At 55.8% G+C, this 20,010-nt stretch carries 18 protein-coding genes; 8 read left to right on the top strand and 10 right to left on the bottom strand.

The window, feature by feature from the left end; genetic code table 11:
• The first annotated feature begins 190 nt into the window (after positions 1–190).
• Genes CU041_RS19665 through CU041_RS19655 form a run of 3 tightly spaced genes read left to right on the top strand, consistent with a single transcriptional unit; the run spans position 191 to position 3,050 of the window.
• A complete protein-coding gene (locus CU041_RS19665) occupies positions 191–1,222 on the top strand; it encodes an ABC transporter substrate-binding protein (RefSeq protein WP_101248161.1) in 1,032 nt (343 codons plus the stop codon).
• Entirely contained in the window at positions 1,222–2,253 is a 1,032-nt protein-coding gene (locus CU041_RS19660; protein WP_101248160.1) for a FecCD family ABC transporter permease, read from the top strand. Before CU041_RS19665 ends, CU041_RS19660 begins: the two co-directional genes overlap by 1 nt.
• Positions 2,250–3,050, top strand: a complete 801-nt coding sequence (locus tag CU041_RS19655) for an ABC transporter ATP-binding protein (protein ID WP_101248159.1) — start codon at positions 2,250–2,252, stop codon at positions 3,048–3,050. The genes CU041_RS19660 and CU041_RS19655 overlap by 4 nt, the downstream gene beginning before the upstream one ends.
• Before the next feature lie 33 nt (positions 3,051–3,083).
• Here CU041_RS19655 and purD read toward each other — a convergent pair whose 3' ends face one another.
• Positions 3,084–4,367, bottom strand: a complete 1,284-nt coding sequence (gene purD / locus CU041_RS19650; RefSeq protein WP_101248158.1) for a phosphoribosylamine--glycine ligase — start codon at positions 4,365–4,367, stop codon at positions 3,084–3,086.
• Positions 4,368–4,486: 119 nt separating this feature from the next.
• Between purD and xseA the strand changes: the two genes are divergently transcribed.
• From xseA to CU041_RS19635, 3 genes are read left to right on the top strand one after another with little or no spacing between them, the layout of a single operon-like run.
• Positions 4,487–6,205 carry an exodeoxyribonuclease VII large subunit gene (gene xseA / locus CU041_RS19645; protein ID WP_101248157.1) on the top strand — a complete coding sequence of 573 codons (1,719 nt, stop codon included), beginning with the start codon at positions 4,487–4,489 and terminating at the stop codon, positions 6,203–6,205.
• On the top strand, positions 6,205–7,059 hold the full coding sequence (locus CU041_RS19640) for a M23 family metallopeptidase (RefSeq protein WP_101248156.1): 855 nt from the start codon (positions 6,205–6,207) through the stop codon (positions 7,057–7,059). Before xseA ends, CU041_RS19640 begins: the two co-directional genes overlap by 1 nt.
• 15 nt (positions 7,060–7,074) lie before the next feature.
• The gene (locus CU041_RS19635; protein WP_101248155.1) at positions 7,075–8,631 is read left to right on the top strand and encodes a gamma-glutamyltransferase family protein; all 1,557 of its coding nucleotides are present in this window, start codon (positions 7,075–7,077) and stop codon (positions 8,629–8,631) included.
• A gap of 31 nt (positions 8,632–8,662) precedes the next feature.
• Here CU041_RS19635 and CU041_RS19630 read toward each other — a convergent pair whose 3' ends face one another.
• From CU041_RS19630 to CU041_RS19600, 7 genes are all read right to left on the bottom strand, one after another.
• Positions 8,663–9,166 (bottom strand): MarR family winged helix-turn-helix transcriptional regulator, encoded by a 504-nt coding sequence (locus CU041_RS19630; RefSeq protein WP_068517269.1) that lies wholly within the window; start codon positions 9,164–9,166, stop codon positions 8,663–8,665.
• 113 nt (positions 9,167–9,279) lie between these two features.
• Positions 9,280–9,873 carry a hypothetical protein gene (locus tag CU041_RS19625; RefSeq protein ID WP_068517268.1) on the bottom strand — a complete coding sequence of 198 codons (594 nt, stop codon included), beginning with the start codon at positions 9,871–9,873 and terminating at the stop codon, positions 9,280–9,282.
• A gap of 100 nt (positions 9,874–9,973) precedes the next feature.
• Positions 9,974–10,873: an LpxL/LpxP family acyltransferase gene (locus tag CU041_RS19620; protein WP_101248154.1), complete on the bottom strand. Its 900-nt coding sequence runs from the start codon at positions 10,871–10,873 to the stop codon at positions 9,974–9,976.
• Positions 10,866–11,837 carry a tetraacyldisaccharide 4'-kinase gene (lpxK, locus tag CU041_RS19615; RefSeq protein WP_101248153.1) on the bottom strand — a complete coding sequence of 324 codons (972 nt, stop codon included), beginning with the start codon at positions 11,835–11,837 and terminating at the stop codon, positions 10,866–10,868. The genes CU041_RS19620 and lpxK overlap by 8 nt, the downstream gene beginning before the upstream one ends.
• Positions 11,830–13,122: a 3-deoxy-D-manno-octulosonic acid transferase gene (locus CU041_RS19610; protein WP_101248152.1), complete on the bottom strand. Its 1,293-nt coding sequence runs from the start codon at positions 13,120–13,122 to the stop codon at positions 11,830–11,832. The genes lpxK and CU041_RS19610 overlap by 8 nt, the downstream gene beginning before the upstream one ends.
• On the bottom strand, positions 13,119–13,892 hold the full coding sequence (locus tag CU041_RS19605) for a lysophospholipid acyltransferase family protein (protein WP_233433184.1): 774 nt from the start codon (positions 13,890–13,892) through the stop codon (positions 13,119–13,121). Before CU041_RS19605 ends, CU041_RS19610 begins: the two co-directional genes overlap by 4 nt.
• 26 nt (positions 13,893–13,918) lie before the next feature.
• Positions 13,919–15,649: an ABC transporter ATP-binding protein gene (locus CU041_RS19600; protein WP_082817672.1), complete on the bottom strand. Its 1,731-nt coding sequence runs from the start codon at positions 15,647–15,649 to the stop codon at positions 13,919–13,921.
• A gap of 256 nt (positions 15,650–15,905) precedes the next feature.
• On the opposite strand from CU041_RS19600, the gene CU041_RS19595 reads away from it, so the two are divergent.
• Positions 15,906–16,706 carry a BUD32 family EKC/KEOPS complex subunit gene (locus CU041_RS19595; RefSeq protein WP_101248150.1) on the top strand — a complete coding sequence of 267 codons (801 nt, stop codon included), beginning with the start codon at positions 15,906–15,908 and terminating at the stop codon, positions 16,704–16,706.
• Positions 16,707–16,754: 48 nt separating this feature from the next.
• Here the strand turns inward: CU041_RS19595 and CU041_RS19590 are convergent, their stop codons facing one another.
• Both CU041_RS19590 and CU041_RS19585 read right to left on the bottom strand, forming a co-directional pair.
• The gene (locus CU041_RS19590; protein WP_101248149.1) at positions 16,755–17,894 is read right to left on the bottom strand and encodes a glycosyltransferase family 4 protein; all 1,140 of its coding nucleotides are present in this window, start codon (positions 17,892–17,894) and stop codon (positions 16,755–16,757) included.
• Entirely contained in the window at positions 17,891–18,808 is a 918-nt protein-coding gene (locus CU041_RS19585) for a UDP-2,3-diacylglucosamine diphosphatase (protein WP_068517261.1), read from the bottom strand. The genes CU041_RS19590 and CU041_RS19585 overlap by 4 nt, the downstream gene beginning before the upstream one ends.
• Positions 18,809–19,027: 219 nt before the next feature.
• On the opposite strand from CU041_RS19585, the gene CU041_RS19580 reads away from it, so the two are divergent.
• Positions 19,028–19,975 carry a diacylglycerol/lipid kinase family protein gene (locus CU041_RS19580; RefSeq protein ID WP_068517260.1) on the top strand — a complete coding sequence of 316 codons (948 nt, stop codon included), beginning with the start codon at positions 19,028–19,030 and terminating at the stop codon, positions 19,973–19,975.
• Positions 19,976–20,010 lie beyond the last annotated feature (35 nt).

Raw genomic sequence — 20,010 nt, 5'->3', positions numbered from 1 at the left:
CGGTTTCCGGCAGTTTTTTGTAAATGAGCCTGAATACCGATCCTGACATCTTCCGCCATTTCCCGACACTTTTGCCAGTCCCTTGACGATAGTAAAGTGTATGTTATGTTATAACATAACATTTGCGATATGCTGTGCAGTGGCCGGTGATTGCCGACCCTTGCCGGTATGTCTTTGAAAGGAAGTCAAAGTGATCAGTAAATACAAATTTGCGCTTGCGGTCGGGGTGTTTGCCGCAGGGCTTGCTCAATTTCCTTCGACAGGAAACGCGACCAGTTATCCTCTGACTATTGAGAATTGCGGACGTAGTGTCACCTTTGACAAGGCACCGGAACGTGTTGTGTCGCTTGGTCAAAGCAATACGGAAATTCTTTTCCTGCTTGGGCTGGCGGACAAAGTTGTTGGCACGGCCGTTTGGTTCAACTCCGTGGCAGAGCAATATCGTGAAGCCAATGCCAAAATCCCGAGGTTGGCAGACAATGATCCCAGCTTTGAAAGCGTAGTTGGGCAGAAACCAGACCTCGTCACAAACCAGTATCAATGGCATGTTGGACCAAACGGTGCCGTTGGAACGGTTGATCAGTTTTCCGAACTTTCCATCCCTGTTTACACGGCACCTGCCGATTGTGTCGGCAAGGACAACAGCACAGGTGGCGATGGCACGCGCATTGACGCATTTTCGATGGATTTGATTTACCAGACCATTACGGAAATGGCGTTGATCTTTGATGTCGAACAGCGCGGGGCAGAGCTGGTTGCAGATTTGCAAGCGCGCGAACAGGCCGCACGTGACCGTGTAAGTGCGGTGGATGGCAACGGCATTTCGGCCGTTTTCTGGTTCTCAAGTGCTGAAATTGATGTTGATCCGTTCGTTGCCGGACAAAAGGGCGCACCGGCCTATATTGCCAATGTGCTGGGTGTTCGAAATGTCATCGAAAGTGACGATGAATGGCCCAAAGTCGGCTGGGAAACGATTGCGCGTTCCAACCCCGACATCATTGCCATTGGCAAAATGGATCGTCGTCGTTTTCCTGCAGATGACTGGGAACTGAAAATGAAGTTCCTGCAATCAGATCCGGTGACCAGCCAGATGTCTGCGGTTAAAAATGATCATGTGATCGTGTTTGATGCCTTGTCGATGAACCCGACCATCCGAACCATTGACGGTATCGAAAAACTTGCGCAGGCCGTTGAAGATTTCCGCGCAGGCGTCATTAATTGATGGCCTTGCTTTCTTCAGCAACCGGACTTCGCATCAGCGCAATATGTTTTGCGCTGATGCTGCTTTGCGGTGCGCTTGCCGTTGCTGCCTCTGTCGGGGAAACAGCCATACCGGTTCAGACAGTCATGGACACGATTGCCAACCATGTCTGGCATGCCGGGCGCGATGTTGATCCGATTGATGCGGGTATTGTCTGGAACTATCGCCTGAGCCGGGCCGTGGTGGCGGCATCCTGCGGGGCAGCATTGGCGCTTTCGGGGGTTGTTTTACAGGCCTTGTTACGCAATGCACTTGCTGATCCCTATTTGCTTGGGATTTCGGCGGGGGCATCAACCGGGGCGGTCAGTGTTGCTATCCTTGGTCTGGGCGCTGGTATGCTTGGATTGTCACTTGGGGCCTTTATCGGATCTGTCCTTGCCTTTGCCTTTGTTACGCTTTTGTCGTTGCAGGCTGGGCGCGGGACCGGGGCGATCATCCTTGCCGGTATCGCCGGGGCGCAGCTTTTTAATGCGATGACAGCGTTCATCGTGACCAAATCGGCCAGTGCCGAAGAGGCCCGCGGGATTATGTTCTGGCTGCTTGGGAATTTAAGTGGTGTGCGGTGGCCCGATGTCTGGCTGGCGCTGCCAATGGCGTTGATCGGGCTGGTGGTGTGTCTTTGGCATGCGCGTGCACTTGATGCCTTTACCTTTGGGCAGGAGTCGGCAGCCTCGCTTGGGGTGCCGGTTCGGCGGGTTTATATCCTGTTGATCGGGGTATCTGCCCTGATGACGGCGGTGATGGTCAGCATTGTCGGGTCGATCGGGTTTGTTGGCTTGGTTATTCCGCATGCTGTACGCTTTTTTGTCGGTACACGGCACGGGATGTTGTTGCCTTTGTCAGGCCTGATCGGGGCATTGTTCCTTGTGGGTGCAGATGTTTTGTCACGTGTGATCATTCCGGGTCAGGTTCTTCCCATCGGGGTGATTACCGCCTTGATCGGGGCACCGGCCTTTGCGCTTATTCTTTGTCATGGAAGGGTTCTGCGATGACACTGGAACTGCGCGATGTTGGGTGGAACGCCGGTTTCAAGAAAATCATCAGTGATGTGTCGCTGCGGGTTGAACCGGGGGAATTTCTTGGCCTGATCGGGCCGAACGGGTCTGGCAAAACCAGTCTGATGTCGGTTCTGGCCGGTATTCGTGCCCCGTCTCGTGGACAGGCCCTGCTTGACGGGCAGGCGATGAAAAAAGTCGGGCGTCGCAATCTGGCGCGACGGATCGGCTTTGTCGAACAACAGGCCGACACCATTGACCGCATTACCGTGCGCGAGGCGGTGGCGCTGGGCAGAACGCCGTATCTGAGTTTGCTGTCACCCTGGTCGGAAGATGACCAGGCGATTGTCCAAAAGGCGCTGGAAGCGGTTGAGATGCATCTGATGGCTGACCGGATGTGGCAAACATTGTCGGGCGGGGAAAAACAGCGCGTTCATATCGCCCGGACATTGGCGCAACAACCCGATTTCCTGTTGCTGGACGAGCCGACCAACCATCTTGATATCCATCATCAATTGGGATTGCTTGATCTTGTCCGTACCCTTCCGGTGACGGTGGTGGCGGCCCTGCATGATCTGAACCATGCGGCGATGTTCTGTGACCGGATTGCGATGATGGATCGTGGCAAACTGATTGCGATTGGCACGCCCGAACAGATTTTGACATCGCAAAACCTGCGCGATGTTTTCGGGGTTGCCGCCGATATCGAACGCGATGATCAGGGCCGCTGTCATATCCGCTATCAGGTCGGGATATCGGGCCAGACGGGCATAAAAAAAGACCGGGTTGCGTGACCCGGTCTTTTGAAAATCGCGTTGGATGCGGGCTTATGCCTGTTCGCGGGCCACGGCGCGCCAGCCGATATCACGGCGGCAAAAGCCACCTTCCCAGTCAATCGCATCAACCGCCTCATAGGCGCGTTTCTGGGTTTCAGTGACGGTTGCACCGCGCGCGGTGACGCCAAGAACGCGACCACCGGTCGCAACCAGCTTGTCACCATCCATCTTGGTGCCGGCATGAAGGACTTTGACCTTGTCCATGGCGTCTGCCGCCGGGACGTTTTTGATCTCCGTACCCTTTTCATAGGAACCCGGATAACCCTTTGCCGCCATCACGACGACCATTGCGGTTTCGTCATGCCATTCCGGTTTGACGGTGTTAAGCGTACCGGTTGCCGCACCATCAAGGATATCAAGTACATCTGATTTCAGGCGGGTCATCAGAACCTGACATTCCGGATCACCGAAACGAATGTTGTATTCGATCAGTTTCGGGTTGCCTTCATCGTCAATCATAAGGCCGGCAAACAGCACACCCTTGAACGGGTGGCCTTCATTGGCCATGCCTTTGACGGTCGGGATGATGATCTGTTCCATGACCTTGGCTTCGACCGCATCGGTAAAGACCGGGGCCGGGGAATAGGCCCCCATGCCGCCCGTATTGGGGCCGGTATCGCCTTCGCCAACCGCCTTGTGATCCTGGGCTGCAACCAGCGGAATGACGTTTTCGCCATCGCAAACCGCAAAAAATGAGGCTTCCTCACCTTTGAGAAATTCTTCAATCACGATTTCCGCCCCGGCGTCGCCGAACTTGCCACCGACCATGCATTCATCAATTGCGGCAAATGCTTCGTCTGTGGTCTGACAGATCGTTACACCCTTGCCTGCGGCCAGACCGTCGGTCTTAACGACAATCGGCGCACCGTGCTTTTCAACAAATGCCTTGGCATCGGCGGGGTTGGTGAAACGGCCATAGGCAGCAGTCGGGACACCGAACTTTGCCACCATGTCTTTCATGAAGCCCTTGGAGCCTTCAAGCTGGGCGGCCGCCTTGGAACAACCGAACGACTTGATGCCAACAGCATCAAGCGCATCAACAAGGCCCGCAACCAGCGGGGCTTCGGGGCCGACAACGACCAGATCAACCGCATTGTCCTTGGCGAAGGTTACCAGGCCGTCGATATCGCCATCGGAAATCGCGACACATTGCGCAGAATCCGCAATGCCGGCATTGCCCGGCGCGCACCAGAGTTTGGAAATGCGCGGGCTGCGCGCAATGGCCCAGCATAGTGCGTGTTCACGTCCGCCGCCGCCAACGACCAGAACCTTCATGACTTTATCCTTCGACTTGTCCGATTGCTTGATGGTCCATGCGCGATGAACTAGGCTAGACCCAAACGCCATCCCGCAGAATGATTCAATGTGCGGGCTTTTAGCATAAAGTGCCCTTGATGACGCAAGATTTGTTCGACCCTTATGCCCCGGTACCGGAAACCCCTGTGAAATCGGGAAATGCGCCCGAATTTTCGGTATCCGACCTGTCCAATGCACTCAAACGCACGGTCGAGGATGCCTTTTCCTTTGTCCGGGTGCGCGGGGAAATTTCCGGCTTCAAACAGGCCAGCAGCGGCCATATGTATTTGGCGCTCAAGGACGACAAGGCGGTTCTTGATGGCGTGTGCTGGCGCGGGCAGGCGGCCAAACTTGGTCTGGTGCCCGAAGACGGCATGGAAGTCATCGTTACCGGCCGCCTGACAACATTCCCGGGCCGTTCGAAATATCAGATCGTGATTGAAAGCATGGAAGTCGCGGGCGAAGGCGCGCTTCTGAAACTGCTTGAAGAACGCAAAAAGAAACTCGCCGCCGAAGGGCTTTTTGACCCTGATCGCAAAAAGCCGATCCCGTTTCTGCCCGATGTCATTGGCATCGTGACATCGCCGACCGGGGCGGTGATCCGCGATATCATGCATCGACTGCGTGACCGTTTCCCGCGCCGGGTTCTTTTGTGGCCGGTGCTGGTTCAGGGGCAGGGTGCCGCCGAACAGGTGGCCGAGGCCGTGCGCGGTTTCAATGATCTGTTGCCCTATGGCCAGATCCCGCGACCAGACGTTCTGATCGTGGCGCGTGGTGGCGGGTCACTTGAAGATTTGTGGTGCTTTAACGAGGAAGTCGTTGCCCGTGCGGTCGCCGATTCCGACATTCCAGTGATTTCGGCAGTCGGGCATGAAACCGACACCACCCTGATTGATTTCGTTTCGGACCTGCGCGCCCCGACCCCGACCGGGGCGGCGGAAAAGGCCGTGCCAGTGCGCATGGACCTGATCGGGCAGGTCGAAGAAGACGGTCTTCGACTGGCCCAGGCCGTGCGTCGTCTGGGTCTTGAAAAGAAAACCGCCCTTGAAAGTCTTGCACGCGGTCTGGGGGATCCCAAAAGGATGCTCGAAGAACGCGCTCAGACACTCGATAACTGGGCGGATCGTTTGCCGCGTGCAGCTGTTAACCTGACGCAGCAGGCGCGTGCGCGCCTGAATGAGGCCAGTGCGCGGCTGGTCAGTCCGCGTGAACAGCTTTCGGAAAAGCGCGGGCGCCTTGAAAATGCGGCCCTTCGTCTGGACGGGGCGATGAAATCCGCCCTTCAGATGCAGCAAGCGCGTCTTGACCGCGCGGCTGCGGGCTTGCGCCCCGGTGATGCCAAGCGTGATGTTGTCCGGGCGGAAACACAGATCGCCGATCTTGGTGCCCGGATGCAGGCAGCGGTTGGCAATATCGTCAAACGCGAGGCCGAAGGACTGGCGCGTTATGACCGGCTTCTGGAAAGCTATTCCTATCGTAATGTTCTTAAACGCGGCTTTGCCGTGGTCCGTGATGGGGCGGGCAACCTGGTTGGCAAGTCGGGCGATCTTGTTACCGGGCAGTCCTATGATCTTGAAATGGGCGATGGCATCACCCGTGTCACCGCTGGCGAGGGTACCGCGACGTCGGGGCCGGGGAGCGCGAAACCGTCAGAACAGTCACAACCGTCAGAACCGGTACAGCGCAAGGATGATAGCGCTAACATCGCGGTTGAAACAGCTGGCGCAACCGTGGCGCCAAAGCCTGCCAAACCTAAGCCGGCGAAAAAGAAAAATCCGCGTCCACAGGACGATGACAGGCAGGGGAGCCTTCTGTAATGCGTTTGGCATTTAAAACCGTTATCGCAATTGCCGGTCTTTTGGGGGCAAGCATCACCGCACAGGCGGCCGAGCCGACCTATCAGGGGCAATTTGTTCAGGGCGGGATTGTTTTTGGTCAGACAAATGCCGGTGATGTTGTCCTGCTTGACGGGGATGCGATTGATACCATTGCCCCGGACGGGCGGTTCATCATCGGGTTTCCCCGCGATTATGAAGGTCCGGCCAAACTGACGGTTCGCCATGCAGATGGCAGCACCGAAGAATTCGCCTATGCGATCGCCGATCGCGAATTTGATATTCAGCGCATTGACGGTCTGCCGCCCAAAATGGTCACGCCCGATCCCGACGTCATGAACCGGATCAAGGATGACAGCCGTCAGGCCCGCGAAGCCCGCACCGAACGCTTTACCGAGAATTTTCTTGAGAACGGCTTTATCTGGCCTGCCCTTGGCCCGATCAGCGGGGTTTACGGATCACAGCGTATCCTGAATGGCGAACCGCGCGCCCCGCATTGGGGGGTGGATATCGCCGTTCCGATCGGAACCCCGGTGGTGGCCCCGGCTGACGGGATCGTGACCCTTGCCCATCCCGATATGTATTTTTCGGGTGCCACCCTGTTTATTGATCACGGGCTTGGCATGGTGTCGGCCTTTTTGCATCTGTCTGAAATCGACGTCAAAGTTGGTGATGTCGTCAAACAGGGGGATGTGATTGCCAAGGTGGGCGCATCAGGTCGGGCAACCGGTCCGCATCTGGACTGGCGGATCAATGTCGGGGCGGCACGCGTTGATGCCCAATTGCTTGTACCGCCGATGGACCAAGCCCAAAAGGCGGCAAACGCCAATAATTAACGGGAAACGCAAGCCATGAAAAAGCACGGGGCCGTCGCCGCAGGACATGAAGTCACCGCACGCGCCGCCGCCCGTGTGCTTGATGATGGTGGCAATGCGTTCGATGCGGTGGTGGCGGCCATGTGGGCGGCCTGTGTTGCCGAACCGGTTTTGGCGTCCCTTGGTGGTGGCGGTTTTGTGATGGCACGCCCGGCTGGGGAACCGCCGCGTCTTTATGATTTCTTTGTTGAAACCCCGCTTGAAAAGCGATCCCGCGAAGATCTTGAATTCGAAAGCCGTCTTGCGACTTTTGCCGGGGGTGTCACCCAGGAATTCCACGGCGGTTATGGATCGGTGGCAATGCCGGGCGTTATTGCCGGCCTGTTTGAAATTCATGATGATCTGGCGACTTTGCCAATGGCACAATTGGCCGAACCGGCAATTGATGCGGCCCGAAATGGCGTGATTCTGGATGATTTTCAACGCTATGTGATGGGGATTGTCGAACCGTTGCTGGGCTTTTCGGCGCAAAGCCGTGCCGTTTTTGGCAAGCCGGGCCATACCGACGAAGCCGGGTTTGAACTGCTTGAAACGGGTGCCCGCCATGTTCAACCCGATCTTGCGCACTGCATTGAATATTTGGTGCGGACCGGTGCCGACGGGTTTTATCGCGGGGACATCGGACATGCGCTGGTCCGGGAATGCCAGGAATTCGGTGGATATCTTGGGGCGGATGATCTTGCGGCCTATCGTGTGCTGGTGCGGGACCCGCTTCTGGTTGGCGGGCGCAAGGGCCGGTTTGTCCTGAACCCGCCCCCGGCGTCGGGCGGGGTGCTGGTGGGATTTGGTCTTAAGCTTGCGCGGGAAATGGCACTGGGTGGTTTCGGGTCGGCCCGCCATCTTGAGGCAATGTCGCAGATCATCCACGCAACCGGTTTGGTGCGCGGGGAATATGGCGCGACGTCGGCGATCCTGTCGGACGAGCTTTGCGAAAGATATCGTCTGATGATCGGCGAACGCCCGCTTAGTCAGCAGGGCACGACCCATATTTCGGTTGTCGATGAAGACGGCAACCTTGCCGCTGCGACCATCTCAAACGGGTCAAGTTCCGGGCGGATCGTGCCGCAAACCGGCATCATGATGAACAATATGCTTGGCGAAGCGGATCTTTCGCCCGACGGGTTTCATATGTGGCCCTGCGGGGTGCGGATGACATCGATGATGACGCCTGCGCTTTATCTTGGCGATGATGGCGGGGCGATTGCGCTTGGATCGGGGGGATCAAATCGCATCCGGTCGACCATGCTTCAGGTGCTTTTGAATATTGATGTATTTGACATGACCCTGCACGGGGCGGTATCCGCGCCGCGCATGCATGTCGAAGACAGCCTTCTGTCGGTGGAACCGGGCTTTGATGATGCGTTGCTTGATCAGCTTAGTCTTGAAAATCAAAGCCGCTGGGACCGCGAAGACATGTTCTTTGGCGGGGTTCACGCCGCAAAGGTCAGCGCGGATGGCGCCAGGTTTTCGGCGGTTGGTGATGCCAGACGCAATGGAAACCAGATCATCGGTCTGCCCGAACAAGGCGTCTGATCGCGACCGGAATTGGGCGTGGTTGCGCAGCCTATCCGTTCTGGCCGCTTTGCGGGGGCACCCAGTCGGCGGCCTTGACGTCAAGGATCGGGGCGGCGTCAATCTGTTCTGCGTCCATCATGGTTGCCACGCGCTGCATTGATGACAGAAGCTGTGTTTTTTCCCAGTCGGGCAGAGCTTCGAACTGGGTAATGAATTCTTCATGCAGCATGGTTGGCGCCGTTGCCAGAACGTCGCGCCCGGCATCGGTCAAAAAGGTGTTTACCACCCGTTTGTCGGTCGAACTGCGACGGCGTTCGGCAAGGTTGCGCTGCTCAAGACGGTTCAAAATGGTCGTCACAGTCGCCTGGCTAAGCGACACGTGATTGGAAATGCGTTTGACCGTGACATTCTGCAATTCGTCAATGGCGCGCAACACCATGACTTGCGGGATGGTCAGGCCACATGCCTTCATCACACGTTTGGAATGGAGATCCGTCGCCCGGATAATCTGGCGCAAGGCGACAAGAATGTCCTGCCAATAGGCTTCGGTCATGACGGTTCCCTTTGACGTTTCGGGCGTTTGAAGGTGTGAGTTACCGGGTAACGACCTTTGCGTGATTGATCAAGACCAATTGTCCTGTGACAAACGCGATGGGGCGTTGAATTCTATCTGAACCGCTGGATCACGGCAAAAATCAGCGAAAAGATCGCAAGCAGGATAATCGCCACTGTTGCGATCAGTAAGGCCTGCTTGGTGCGCAATTCATTGGCCTGTTTCAGTTCGATATAGGCAATGACATTGTGGCGCAACTGATCCATTTCCGGGCCGACATCAAGACTGTTCATGTAAAGTTTGGCGCCAGCACGCGCCAAAAGATCATTGGTCTTGTTCATTTGCTGGGTAAACAGGGCAAACCGTTCTTCGGTATCGGCAAGATCGCCTGTCAGGTCGTCTTCAGTATCGCCCGCACGTGCAATCGTGATTGCCGTTCGGGTCAGGTCATTGGCGTCGGCTTCGACACATTCGGCAAGTGTGGACCGTGGATTTTCGTCCGAACATTCGACCGGGCGGTCGCCATATTCCTCGATGGCCTTGCGCAGATGTTCCTTGAGCTGCTGATCAAGTTCGGATATCCGCAGCCGGATTTCCCGGGCGGTTTCGCGGATATCGGCAATGTCATGATCAAGCGCCATGCTTGGCCAAACGACAAACATCGATCCGGCGATCATCAAAGTCAGAATGATCAATAAGCGGCGCAAGAAAGGGTAGCTCCTGACCCCGGGGTTCAAATTTCAGAACCGCAAGTCTGAAGCAATGATGTTCTCAATGCGTTAATAAATGCCGGAAAATTTGCAAATGCTAATTTGGCCAGCGGCGATGGACCCAAAGCCACTGGGCGGGGCGTTCGCGGATCCAGGATTCCATCATCGCATTCACATCGGTCATGATTTTGGCGACATCGGCGTGACGGTCGCCGGTTTTGGTGACCGGAACGGGGGGATAGAACGTCATGCGAAAATGCGCGCCATTGATCCGTTCTGAACGCACCGGAACAATCGGCGCATCGTATTTGAGCGCAAATTGCGCAAGTGCGGGGGCCGTCATTGCATCGCGGCCAAAGAACGGGACCGCGATGCCGTCGCTCATTTTCTGATCGACCAGCATGCAGGCATGGCCGCCGTCTTTCAGGCAACGCGTCAGTTTGCGGGCGCCACTTGGACCTTTTTGTACCAGTTCGCCCCGGAATGTCTTGCGGGCGCGCATGAACAGGTTATCGACCCACGGATTGTCGGGCGCGCGATAGACGCTCATCATTTCCATGTCCAGCACGGTGGCAATGCACATGGTGACTTCCCAGTTGCCGATATGACCGGTAAAGAACAGGCCGGGTTTGTCATCGTCCTTTAGCGCCAAGCCGTTTTCCACGCCGACGATTTCGATGCGGGGCCCGCCCGGACGCAGTTTGTGAAGATGGGGGATTTCCCCGGCCGACCGGCCAAGATTGTCCCACATATCAACGATGATCTGATCAATTTCGGCCGGTGACTTTTCCGGGAATGCCTTGACCAGATTGTTGCGGGCCTTTTTGGACTGTCCCAGTTTGGGGCCGATTGTTCGCAGCAGCCAGCCGCCAAACCCCGATGCCATATCGATCGGCATGATGGCGAACATCCAGTAAAGCAGATAGGCCCCGAACCCTTGCAACGGGTGGGACAGGTATTTTTGGCGCATCCGGTAAAGGTCGCTGTTCTTATCCATCGGCGAGTACTGTCTTCACAATCTGGGAAAGCTGATCGGGTGCCTCGAACACCAGTCGAATGTCGAGACTGTTTATGCCGTTCCGGCTGTCGGATGGCAAGCGCATCAGGTCTTTTTGCGTGGTTACAAGTTCCGCATCGAGTTTTGCCGCTGTCATGCGCAAAGCTGTCAACTCATCGGGCGCAAAGACATGATGGTCGTCAAAATCCTGTGTGGCGACGATCCGTGCCCCGACCGACGCCAGACTGTCATAGAGTTTCTGTGGGCGGCCAATGCCGGCAAAGGCGACAACATTCTTGCCGGCAAAGCGGTCGCCGTTTACGGGCACGATCCGTGCGCGCAGGATCGGTACGGATGCCGGAAGATTGGTGATGAAGTCCGGGGTCTTATCGCCGATCAGAATGATCGCATGGACCTTTTCAAGGCCGCTGATCAGGGGTTCGCGCATGGGGCCTGCGGGCATGACGCGGCCGTTTCCGATGCCATAATTGCTGTCGATAACGGCAAAGCTGCAATCCTTGATCAGGGACGGGTTTTGCAATCCGTCATCAAGAATGATCGCATCCGCACCGGCATCCCGGGCCATTTCCGCACCCAGAAATCTTTCGCGCGATATCCATGCCGAACCATGATGCGCCAGAAGCAACGGTTCATCCCCGACCTTTGATGCGTCATCAAGATCAGGGTCGACGCGATGGGGACCGGCAATGGAGCCGCCATAGCCGCGGCTGACAAAATGCGGGTGACGACCCAATGCGCTTAGAACATCAAACAGGGCAACGGATGTCGGTGTTTTACCCGCACCGCCGACGGTGAAATTGCCAACGCAAAATACCGGGCAGCCCGGATGGCGCGCGGTTGTGGTTTTTGCGCGCACACATGCCCCGGCACGCCACAGCAATGACAACGGGCTTAGCAGCTTCGGAACCAGACCATCTTTCTGCCAGAAGCGGGGATCACGCATGATCGGCCTCGTCGATTGCTTTTTGCGCCATCAGCGGGCGCAGCGCATCAACGGTATGGTCAAGAACTTCTGCCTTTGAATTGGCATAGTGCAGGGCGGCTTCGGCGATCGTTCGCGCGGTCTCGCGATCACGCAGCAGGGCACCAACCTGACGGCACAGATCATCTGCATCCGATGCCGGGCGGCATGCACCCGCAATACGCATTTCTTCGCTGATGGTGGCAAAGTTGCTCATATCCGGGCCATGCAGGATGGCGCAATTCAGGCGGGCCGGTTCAAGCGGGTTTTGCCCGCCCGATGCGCAAAGCGTCTTGCCCATGAAGCAGACCGGCGCGATCCGGTAAAACAGGCCCAACTCGCCAATTGTGTCGGCAAGATAGATATCCGTGCCCGGGGTGATGATGTGACCAAGGCTGCGTCGGGCAACTTGCAACCCTTGTGCGATCAGCTCGGCCTCGATCTCGTTTGCGCGGTCCGGGTGGCGTGGCACGATGATGGTCAAAAGCCCGGCCTGTTCGGCTGAGAGCTTTTTGTGAATGTCCCCGGTAATGCGTTCTTCACCGGCGAATGTGCTTGATGCCAGCCAGACCGGGCGCAGTCCGATCTGTTCCTGAAGCTTTGCCAGTGCGCTTTCATTGGCAGGCAGCGGCGGGGCGGCGAATTTGAGGTTCCCGACCGTTTTGACATTACCAGCGCCTAGTGAGGCAAACCGATTTGTTTCGTCATCACTTTGCGTCAGCACAAGATCAAACGCCGATATGACCGGGCGAATGAATGACGGATAGCGGGAATAGCCCTTAAAGCTTTTTTCCGAAATCCGGCCATTCAGAAGGGCAAGTTTCACACCGGCCTTTTGTGCCTTGGTCAGCATATTGGGCCAAAGGTCACTTTCAAGCCACAGTGCGACATCGGGTTTCCAGTGATGCAGGAAACGGGCAACGCAGACCTGTCGGTCGATTGGAATGAATTGATGGATCACACCTTCCGGCAGGCGGGCATTCATGAGTTCGGCCGAAGTAACAGTCCCCGTCGTCACCAGAATGGACAGGCCGGGATAGCGACGGCGAATTTCATCAATCACCGGCAAGGCAGACAATGATTCGCCAACACTGGCGCCATGGATCCAGACAAGGTGACCCTTGGGACGAACCGCACTTGGATGACCGAAACGTTCGCCAATACGGCCCGGATCTTCCTTGCCGCGTTTTTTTCGCCGGTTCAGATAAAGATGAAGTGCCGGACCAAGCAGGCGGGTCGCCGCGCGATAGGCGTAAAACAGGCTCATTTGCCGGTTTCCCCCGCTGCGATTTCGGACCGTTTCTGTTTGGGCAATTCATCGGGCCCGGCAGGTGTAATGACGTCAAGTCCAAGATCGCGGTCGGTATCCTGGGTCAGTTTGGTCAGGGCGTTTTCGATTTCAAGCCGCTTTGCTTCAAGACCGGCATCATCGAGTTTGCGCTCAACGAAAACCGGTTCCCCCCAATGAAACACACCGCGAGAAAATGGCACCGGCAGGGGCAGGACAAAACGGTCCCAGCTTTTGAAAATCTTGCGACTTGATGCGGAATAAGTCAGTGGGAAAACCGGAACGCCGCCCATGCGGGCTGCCTGTACGACCCCGTCGGATGCCCGCATTCTGGGGCCGCGGGGGCCATCGGGGGTCATGCCGACAACGTCACCGGCCTTGAGTGCCTTGATGATTTGACGCAGGGCCGCAGCACCGCCTTTGCCAACCCCGGTGGAGCCCGCGATGGTTTGAATGCCGAAATGAGCCACGGTGCGCGAAATGATTTCACCATCGCGATGTGAAGAAATCAGCATATGAAACGGCAAATCACCGCCAACCGCACGCCAGGTATAGGGCATCATCAACAAACGTTGATGCCAGAAGGCAACGATGAACGGTTTGCCGTCGCGCAAATATTGCGCGGGCAGATCGCCGCCTTCTGTTTTCCAGCGGCCGGTCACGCGGACAAGGCGCACATAGGCTGCTGCTATCCAGCACAAGGTGCTGCGCATCGTGTCGCTTTTGATGATCCGCTTATGCCACTGCACGCCCGATTATCCCGAAATTGCCCGGATCAGTTTCCGTTTTCTTCTGAGAATTGCAGATTATAGAGGTTTGCGTAAGCCCCTCCAAGTTCAAGCAATTCTTCGTGCTTGCCCTGTTCAATGACGCGCCCGTTATTGATGACACAAATCTTGTCGGCATCAACAATGGTCGACAGACGGTGCGCAATCACAAGGGTGGTGCGCCCCTTCATCAATTCGGAAAGCGCGCCCTGGATATGGCGTTCGGATTCCGTATCAAGGGCCGATGTTGCTTCGTCCAGAAGCAGGATCGGTGCGTTTTTAAGCATTGCGCGCGCAATTGCAATACGCTGACGCTGCCCGCCTGAAAGCTTCACGCCATGTTCGCCAACTATGGTGTCATAGCCGTGTTCAAGCTGAAGGATGAAGTCATGGGCGGCGGCGTGACGGGCGGCTTCCTCGATCTCGGCGTCGCTGGCACCGGCGCGACCATAGGCAATATTGGCGCGTACCGTATCGTCAAACAGGGTGATTTCCTGACTGACCAGTGCGGTTGCCTTGCGCAGGGATTCAAGCGTAACGCCACGGATATCCTGACCATCAATGGTGATCGCACCGGCATCAATGTCATAAAAACGCGGGATCAGGTTCAGGATGGTGGATTTGCCCGCACCGGACGGACCAACAAGTGCGACGGTTTCCCCGGCCTTGATATCCAGATCAATATCGCGAAGGGCGGTGATTTCCGGATTATAGGAAAAGGCGACGTTTTTGAAGCTAATATCGCCACCTGAAACCGTTAGCGCTTTGGCATCCGGCGCATCCTTGATTTCGGGTTCTATATCAAGAACTGTGAAAACGCGCTGTGATGCTGCCAGACCTTGCTGCAGGGTGATGTTGATATTTGCCAGACGTTTTACCGGCTCATAGGCCAGCAAAAGGGCCGTGATAAAGGCAAAGAAGCTTCCGGGATCACTGGCACCGTCGATCACCCGGCTGCCGCCATAAATAATAATCGCTGTAATCGCCGCACCCCCAAGCGTTTCCATGATGGGGGATGAACGGGCACTGACGGTTTGTGCCTTGAAGCTCAGTTTGAAGACTGTCTCAACCAGCTTGCCCATACGTGAACATTCGTAAGGTTCCATGCCATATGCCTTTACATGGCGGATGCCCTGGAATGTCTGTTCAAGCAGGGTGGCAAATTCACCAATTTGCTGCTGGGTGTTGGCTGACACCTTGCGCATCCGGCGACCCAGTCGCGCAATCGGATAGATCGCAGCGGGAAAGACCGTGAATGCAATGATGGCAAGCAGCCAATCCTTGTAGAACATGACGCTGATCAGCACGATGGCAGTCAACAAATCCTTGCCAAATCCGGTCAGCGAGTTGGAAACGGCCGCACGCATTGCCGTGATGTCGTTGGTAAAGCGCGTGATCAGCTTGCCGGTATTGGTGCTGTGGAAGAAGCCGATATCAAGACGAATGACATGTTCGTACAAACGGTTTTGGATGTCGGCCAGAATGCGTCCACCGACATAGCTCATCAAAACGGTCTGGCCGTAATTGGCGAAACCTTTCAGTGCAAAGGAACCAAGAACTGCGGCGCCGACAGGAACAAGCATCGCTTCGCGCTTGTTGATGAAGACATCATTGATAATGGGGTCCATCAGAAGCGCATAAAGGCCGGTTGCACCAGCCATTAAAGCCATACACAGAAGAGCAAGAAGAATTTTCCCGAAGTATGGAGCAACGGCATCTTTGACGATGCGCTTGACCAACGGCCATGTGCCCCAATGTTCTGTGGTGTGGTCCAAGGAGTTCTTGGGCAATTGCTTCTTCCTGGTCGTTTAGGCCATTTCCACATTGTATCGAACTGATACTGTCTATATGGATAAGGCTTCAAATAAATATTCAAATGTACGCGCTGTTGCTAGCACGCCGAGCCATAAGCGGCAAGCCGCAGTAAGCTTCATGCGGACACAAAACTGATCTGTAGATCAGCAGGTCACAAAGAGCGACATATAAGACAAAATAATGAACGAGCAACTGCACGCACTTGTCGAGCACACAATAGCCCAGGGCGTGGGCGCACGCGTTTTCCCGTTAAGCTGGAATGGCCGGCGGATATGGGTCAAACAGGCGGTGCCGGCAAAGGAAAAAGTCTGGCATCGGTTGCAGCGTTTTCTGGCCAATGTCACGGGCATTCCGCTTTTGCGTCCAACGGTGTCGCCCGGCGGCAAGGCGGGGCTTGTGAATGAAGCCAATACCCTGCGCAAGCTGGCCGCACGTGGCGTACTTGTGCCTGATCTGATTGGCGAAGGGGCCAACTGGATCGCAATCGGTGACAATGGCGGTATCCTTCAGACCAGGATCGAAGATGATGTTCGGTCCGGCAATGAAGACCGGGTCAAACAGCATATCACTGCTGCTGCATCCGCTTTGGCGCGGTTGCACGCATCGGGTGTGTCGCACGGGGCACCGTTATTGCGAAACATGACGATACGCGATGATGGCCAGATCGGCTTCATTGATTTTGAAGAAGACCCGAATGCCCGCATGCCATTGGAAGATGCGCAAGCCCGCGACATTTTGTTGTTCGTATTTTCCATTCAGCGCGAATTCAAAAAACGTCCGGAATTGTTGCGGTCGGGATGGGCAACCTATGTTGCCACAGCGGGCGAGACTGCCGGGCAACTTGTCCCGTTGCGCAAGGTCATCAGGCTTTTGCGACCGGTTTACATGATTTTGCGCCCGTTCCGCAGATGGCTGGGAACGGACGCGTTGAATGGTATTCTGGCTTATCGCACTTTGCGCAAAAGCCTTTATCGCAAATAGAACTTCACCCGTTCCACGCTTTCCGTCGGTTTCCCCGGGGCCAGCCACTTACTGGGCGGGTTGGCCGACCGGGGCTGTGCCAAGGCTTTCCTGATCTTGATCGGGGGATGTCGCCGGGTTTGTGCCTGCATTGTGCCGGGTAGCATCGTCAACCGAAATCCGGACGGCCTCGATCCCGTCAAACCCGCCGGAAAACGGTGCCAGATTGTGCAGGAACTGGGTGGCGGAATTCTGCCAGCTATATTGTTCAGCCAATGCACGGGCATCTTCGGATGTCAGCTCAAGTGCGGCCAGGGCTGCTTCGCGTAGGTCGGCATCAATGGCACCGGCCTTGGTGCCGCGCACGATATCGGCTGGTCCCTGAACCGGGAAGACGGCAACCGGGGTGCCCGATGCCAGTGCTTCAAGGATCACAAGGCCGAAGGTGTCGGTTTTGCTTGGAAACACAAAGACATCCGCCGAAGCAAAGGCTGTTGCCAGTTCTTCGCCAACCTTTTTGCCCAGAAACTGCGCATTGGGATATTTGCCCTTAAGCTCGTTAAGTTGCGGGCCGTCGCCAACCACGAACTTTGTCCCGGGCAGATCAAGGTCAAGGAAATGGCCGATATTCTTTTCCACTGCAACCCGCCCGACAAACAGCCAGTGTGGTTTCGGGAAATCGCCAAATGAGGCGTCTGGTCGGGGCCGGAACAGATCAAGATCCACCCCGCGCGACCAGATATGCAGGTTTTCAAAGCCCCAGTCGGACAGTTCCTGACGCAGGCTTTCGGTGGCGACCATGACCGAGCGTGATTTGGAATGGAATTTGCGCATCCCGCGATAGGAAATCGACAGCGGAAGCCGCCAGCGCGCATGAATATATTCCGGAAACCGCGTGTGATAGGCGGTTGAAAACGGCAAACCGTGTTTCAGGCAATAGGAACGCGCAGCCTGACCCAGCGGGCCTTCGGTCGAAATGTGGATGGCGACCGGGTGCAATGCCTCGATCATTTTGGCCATCTTGCGTTTGGCAAACAGGGCCAGACGGATTTCCGGATAGGTCGGGCATGGAACGGTTTTGAACTGATCGGGCGAAATGATGTGAACATCATGTCCCATCGCGCCCAGCTCGCCACGTACGGTTTCAAGGGTACGGACAACACCGTTTACCTGCGGATACCAGGCATCGGTTACGATCAGTATTTTCATGCAGTCTTTCCAATCGGGGCATCGCTGCGCTTTTTGGAAGCACCCGATGCGGAATTGTCCGTGCCATGGGCAATGCGGAACATGGAGATCAGTTTGCCAAGACCCAGTGACGGGGTACTTGCAGCGTCCCGTCCGGGGCTGGAATGGCTCATGGCCATCTGGCGCATTTCGGCCCAGTGCAGAAGTTCAAGCTTGCCATCCTTGTCTTCAACAAGGGCGGTGCAGCTTTCGACCCAGTCGCCGTCATTGCAATAAAGCACATCTCCGATCATGCGTTTTTCGGCATGATGGATATGACCGCAAACCACACCATCGACCTTGCGTTTCGCGGCTTCGTGGGCGACGGCATTTTCGAAATTGCAGATGAACTGAACGGCGTTTTTGACCCGGTTTTTAAGATAGGCCGAAAGCGACCAGTAACCGTATCCAAGGCGGCGGCGAATGCCGTTATAGTAACGGTTAAGGGCGATGGCCAGGTTGTAGGCCGTGTCCCCAAGATAGGCCAGCCATCTGGCATATTTGACAACCCCGTCAAATTCATCGCCATGGATGACCAGCAGGCGTTTGCCATCGGCTGTTTCGTGGATATCGTTCATTTTGACATCGACATGCCCAAAGGTCATATCGACAAATTCACGGGCAAATTCATCATGGTTGCCGGGGACAAAGATGACTTTGGCGCCATTTTTTGCCTTATCCATGATTGTCGTGATAACAGCATGGTGACTTTCCGGCCAATACCAGCTTTTCTTGAGCCGCCAGCCATCAATAATGTCACCGACCAGATAATAGGTATCTGCTGTTACTTCATTGAGGAAATCCAAAAGAAGATCTGCCTGACATCCACGTGTCCCCAGATGGACGTCTGAAATCCAGACCGTGCGGTAATGCGGTTGCAGCGTCATCGCTGTCATTGCCGCTCCTCCGTATCCTGCCAAAAGGATGGCTGGAATTCGGCGTTTCGAGGTGCCGAATACTGTCCCCAACCAGTATCGGTTTAAAATAAAAAACGTGATTTTATAACCCGTTCACAGAAATTTCGTCGTTCTGTAAAGCAACTGTTACATTTTTTCTTTCATATGGTAGTGCGTGTGTATGATTTATTTCGGTTTTATTTCGGAAGTATGTTCTGAATGACCCATGCCGATGTGACTGTGATTTTCAATCCCCGTGCGGGGGGGAACAAACAGCGGTTTCTGTCCAAGATTTTGCAACATGCAGGGATCAGGGTGGAATTGTTGCAGACAACCCATCCCGGGCATGCCCGTGAATTGGCGCGCAAGGTGCGTGCCCATCAACGCCTGTTTGTTGCCGGCGGCGACGGATCATTGAACGAGGCCCTGAACGGTCTTCTTGATGCCCAGATCGATGGTCACGAAGTCCCGCCACTTGGCGTGATCCCGCTTGGGACGGCGAATGTTCTGGCCGTCGAAGTCGGGCTGGAACGCAAGGCAAAGGCAATTGCCGACTATATCAACAATCCCGGTCAGGTCTGGATCCGGCCCGGACTGGTCAATGGGCGGGCCTTCTTTTTGATGGTCGGAATGGGGGCCGATGCCGATACGGTTGCCAATGTGTCGCTCAAGCTCAAACGCATGATCGGCAAGGGTGCCTATGTTCTTGAAGGATTGCGGAACATCTTTTTCCCGCGTCATCGCGACTTTGAAGTCAATATCGGGCGGGAAAACTATCGGGTGGCCGGGGTTGTGGTGACCCATGCGCAGCATTACGGCGGCGAATTCATCATTTCACCAACTGCGAAGCTGACCGATAACGGTTTTGATGTTGTCCTGATGCCCGGCAACGGTATCGGTGCATTGTCGCGCTATGGGCTAGCCCTGACGTTAAACAGGTTGCATGAGCAAAGCGATGTCTCGGTTGTGCGGTCTGAACGCATCACGATCACCAGCCATTGTGGCCCGGCTCCGCTTCAGATTGACGGTGAAAGTGCCGGCAAACTGCCATGCGAAATCAGTCTGTCGCCCTATCCGGTGCGGCTGATGGTGCCACAGGCCTATGCAATGGCCGCGGGTGGTGTGGTTGAAACCGGCCCGGAACCACTTCGCCTGACCAGCGGTTAACCCCGAAGCGAGGACTTCAGAGCAAATGCACGATA

This window comes from Thalassospira povalilytica, from assembly GCF_002844235.1.
GTDB lineage: Bacteria > Pseudomonadota > Alphaproteobacteria > Rhodospirillales > Thalassospiraceae > Thalassospira > Thalassospira povalilytica.
The sequence above is the reverse complement of the archived record's forward strand: the minus strand, read 5'-3'. Positions and strand labels throughout refer to the sequence as shown.

Excerpts from the sequence above, each read along its gene's own strand:
- CU041_RS19590 (WP_101248149.1), bottom strand. The coding sequence starts at position 17,894 with ATGAAAATACTGATCGTAACCGATGCCTGGTATCCGCAGGTAAACGGT.
- CU041_RS19655 (WP_101248159.1), top strand. The coding sequence starts at position 2,250 with ATGACACTGGAACTGCGCGATGTTGGGTGGAACGCCGGTTTCAAGAAA.
- CU041_RS19640 (WP_101248156.1), top strand. The coding sequence starts at position 6,205 with ATGCGTTTGGCATTTAAAACCGTTATCGCAATTGCCGGTCTTTTGGGG.
- xseA (WP_101248157.1), top strand. The coding sequence starts at position 4,487 with ATGACGCAAGATTTGTTCGACCCTTATGCCCCGGTACCGGAAACCCCT.
- lpxK (WP_101248153.1), bottom strand. The coding sequence starts at position 11,837 with ATGCGTGATCCCCGCTTCTGGCAGAAAGATGGTCTGGTTCCGAAGCTG.
- CU041_RS19610 (WP_101248152.1), bottom strand. The coding sequence starts at position 13,122 with ATGAGCCTGTTTTACGCCTATCGCGCGGCGACCCGCCTGCTTGGTCCG.
- CU041_RS19585 (WP_068517261.1), bottom strand. The coding sequence starts at position 18,808 with ATGACAGCGATGACGCTGCAACCGCATTACCGCACGGTCTGGATTTCA.
- CU041_RS19580 (WP_068517260.1), top strand. The coding sequence starts at position 19,028 with ATGACCCATGCCGATGTGACTGTGATTTTCAATCCCCGTGCGGGGGGG.
- CU041_RS19635 (WP_101248155.1), top strand. The coding sequence starts at position 7,075 with ATGAAAAAGCACGGGGCCGTCGCCGCAGGACATGAAGTCACCGCACGC.
- CU041_RS19630 (WP_068517269.1), bottom strand. The coding sequence starts at position 9,166 with ATGACCGAAGCCTATTGGCAGGACATTCTTGTCGCCTTGCGCCAGATT.
- CU041_RS19595 (WP_101248150.1), top strand. The coding sequence starts at position 15,906 with ATGAACGAGCAACTGCACGCACTTGTCGAGCACACAATAGCCCAGGGC.
- purD (WP_101248158.1), bottom strand. The coding sequence starts at position 4,367 with ATGAAGGTTCTGGTCGTTGGCGGCGGCGGACGTGAACACGCACTATGC.
- CU041_RS19620 (WP_101248154.1), bottom strand. The coding sequence starts at position 10,873 with ATGGATAAGAACAGCGACCTTTACCGGATGCGCCAAAAATACCTGTCC.
- CU041_RS19660 (WP_101248160.1), top strand. The coding sequence starts at position 1,222 with ATGGCCTTGCTTTCTTCAGCAACCGGACTTCGCATCAGCGCAATATGT.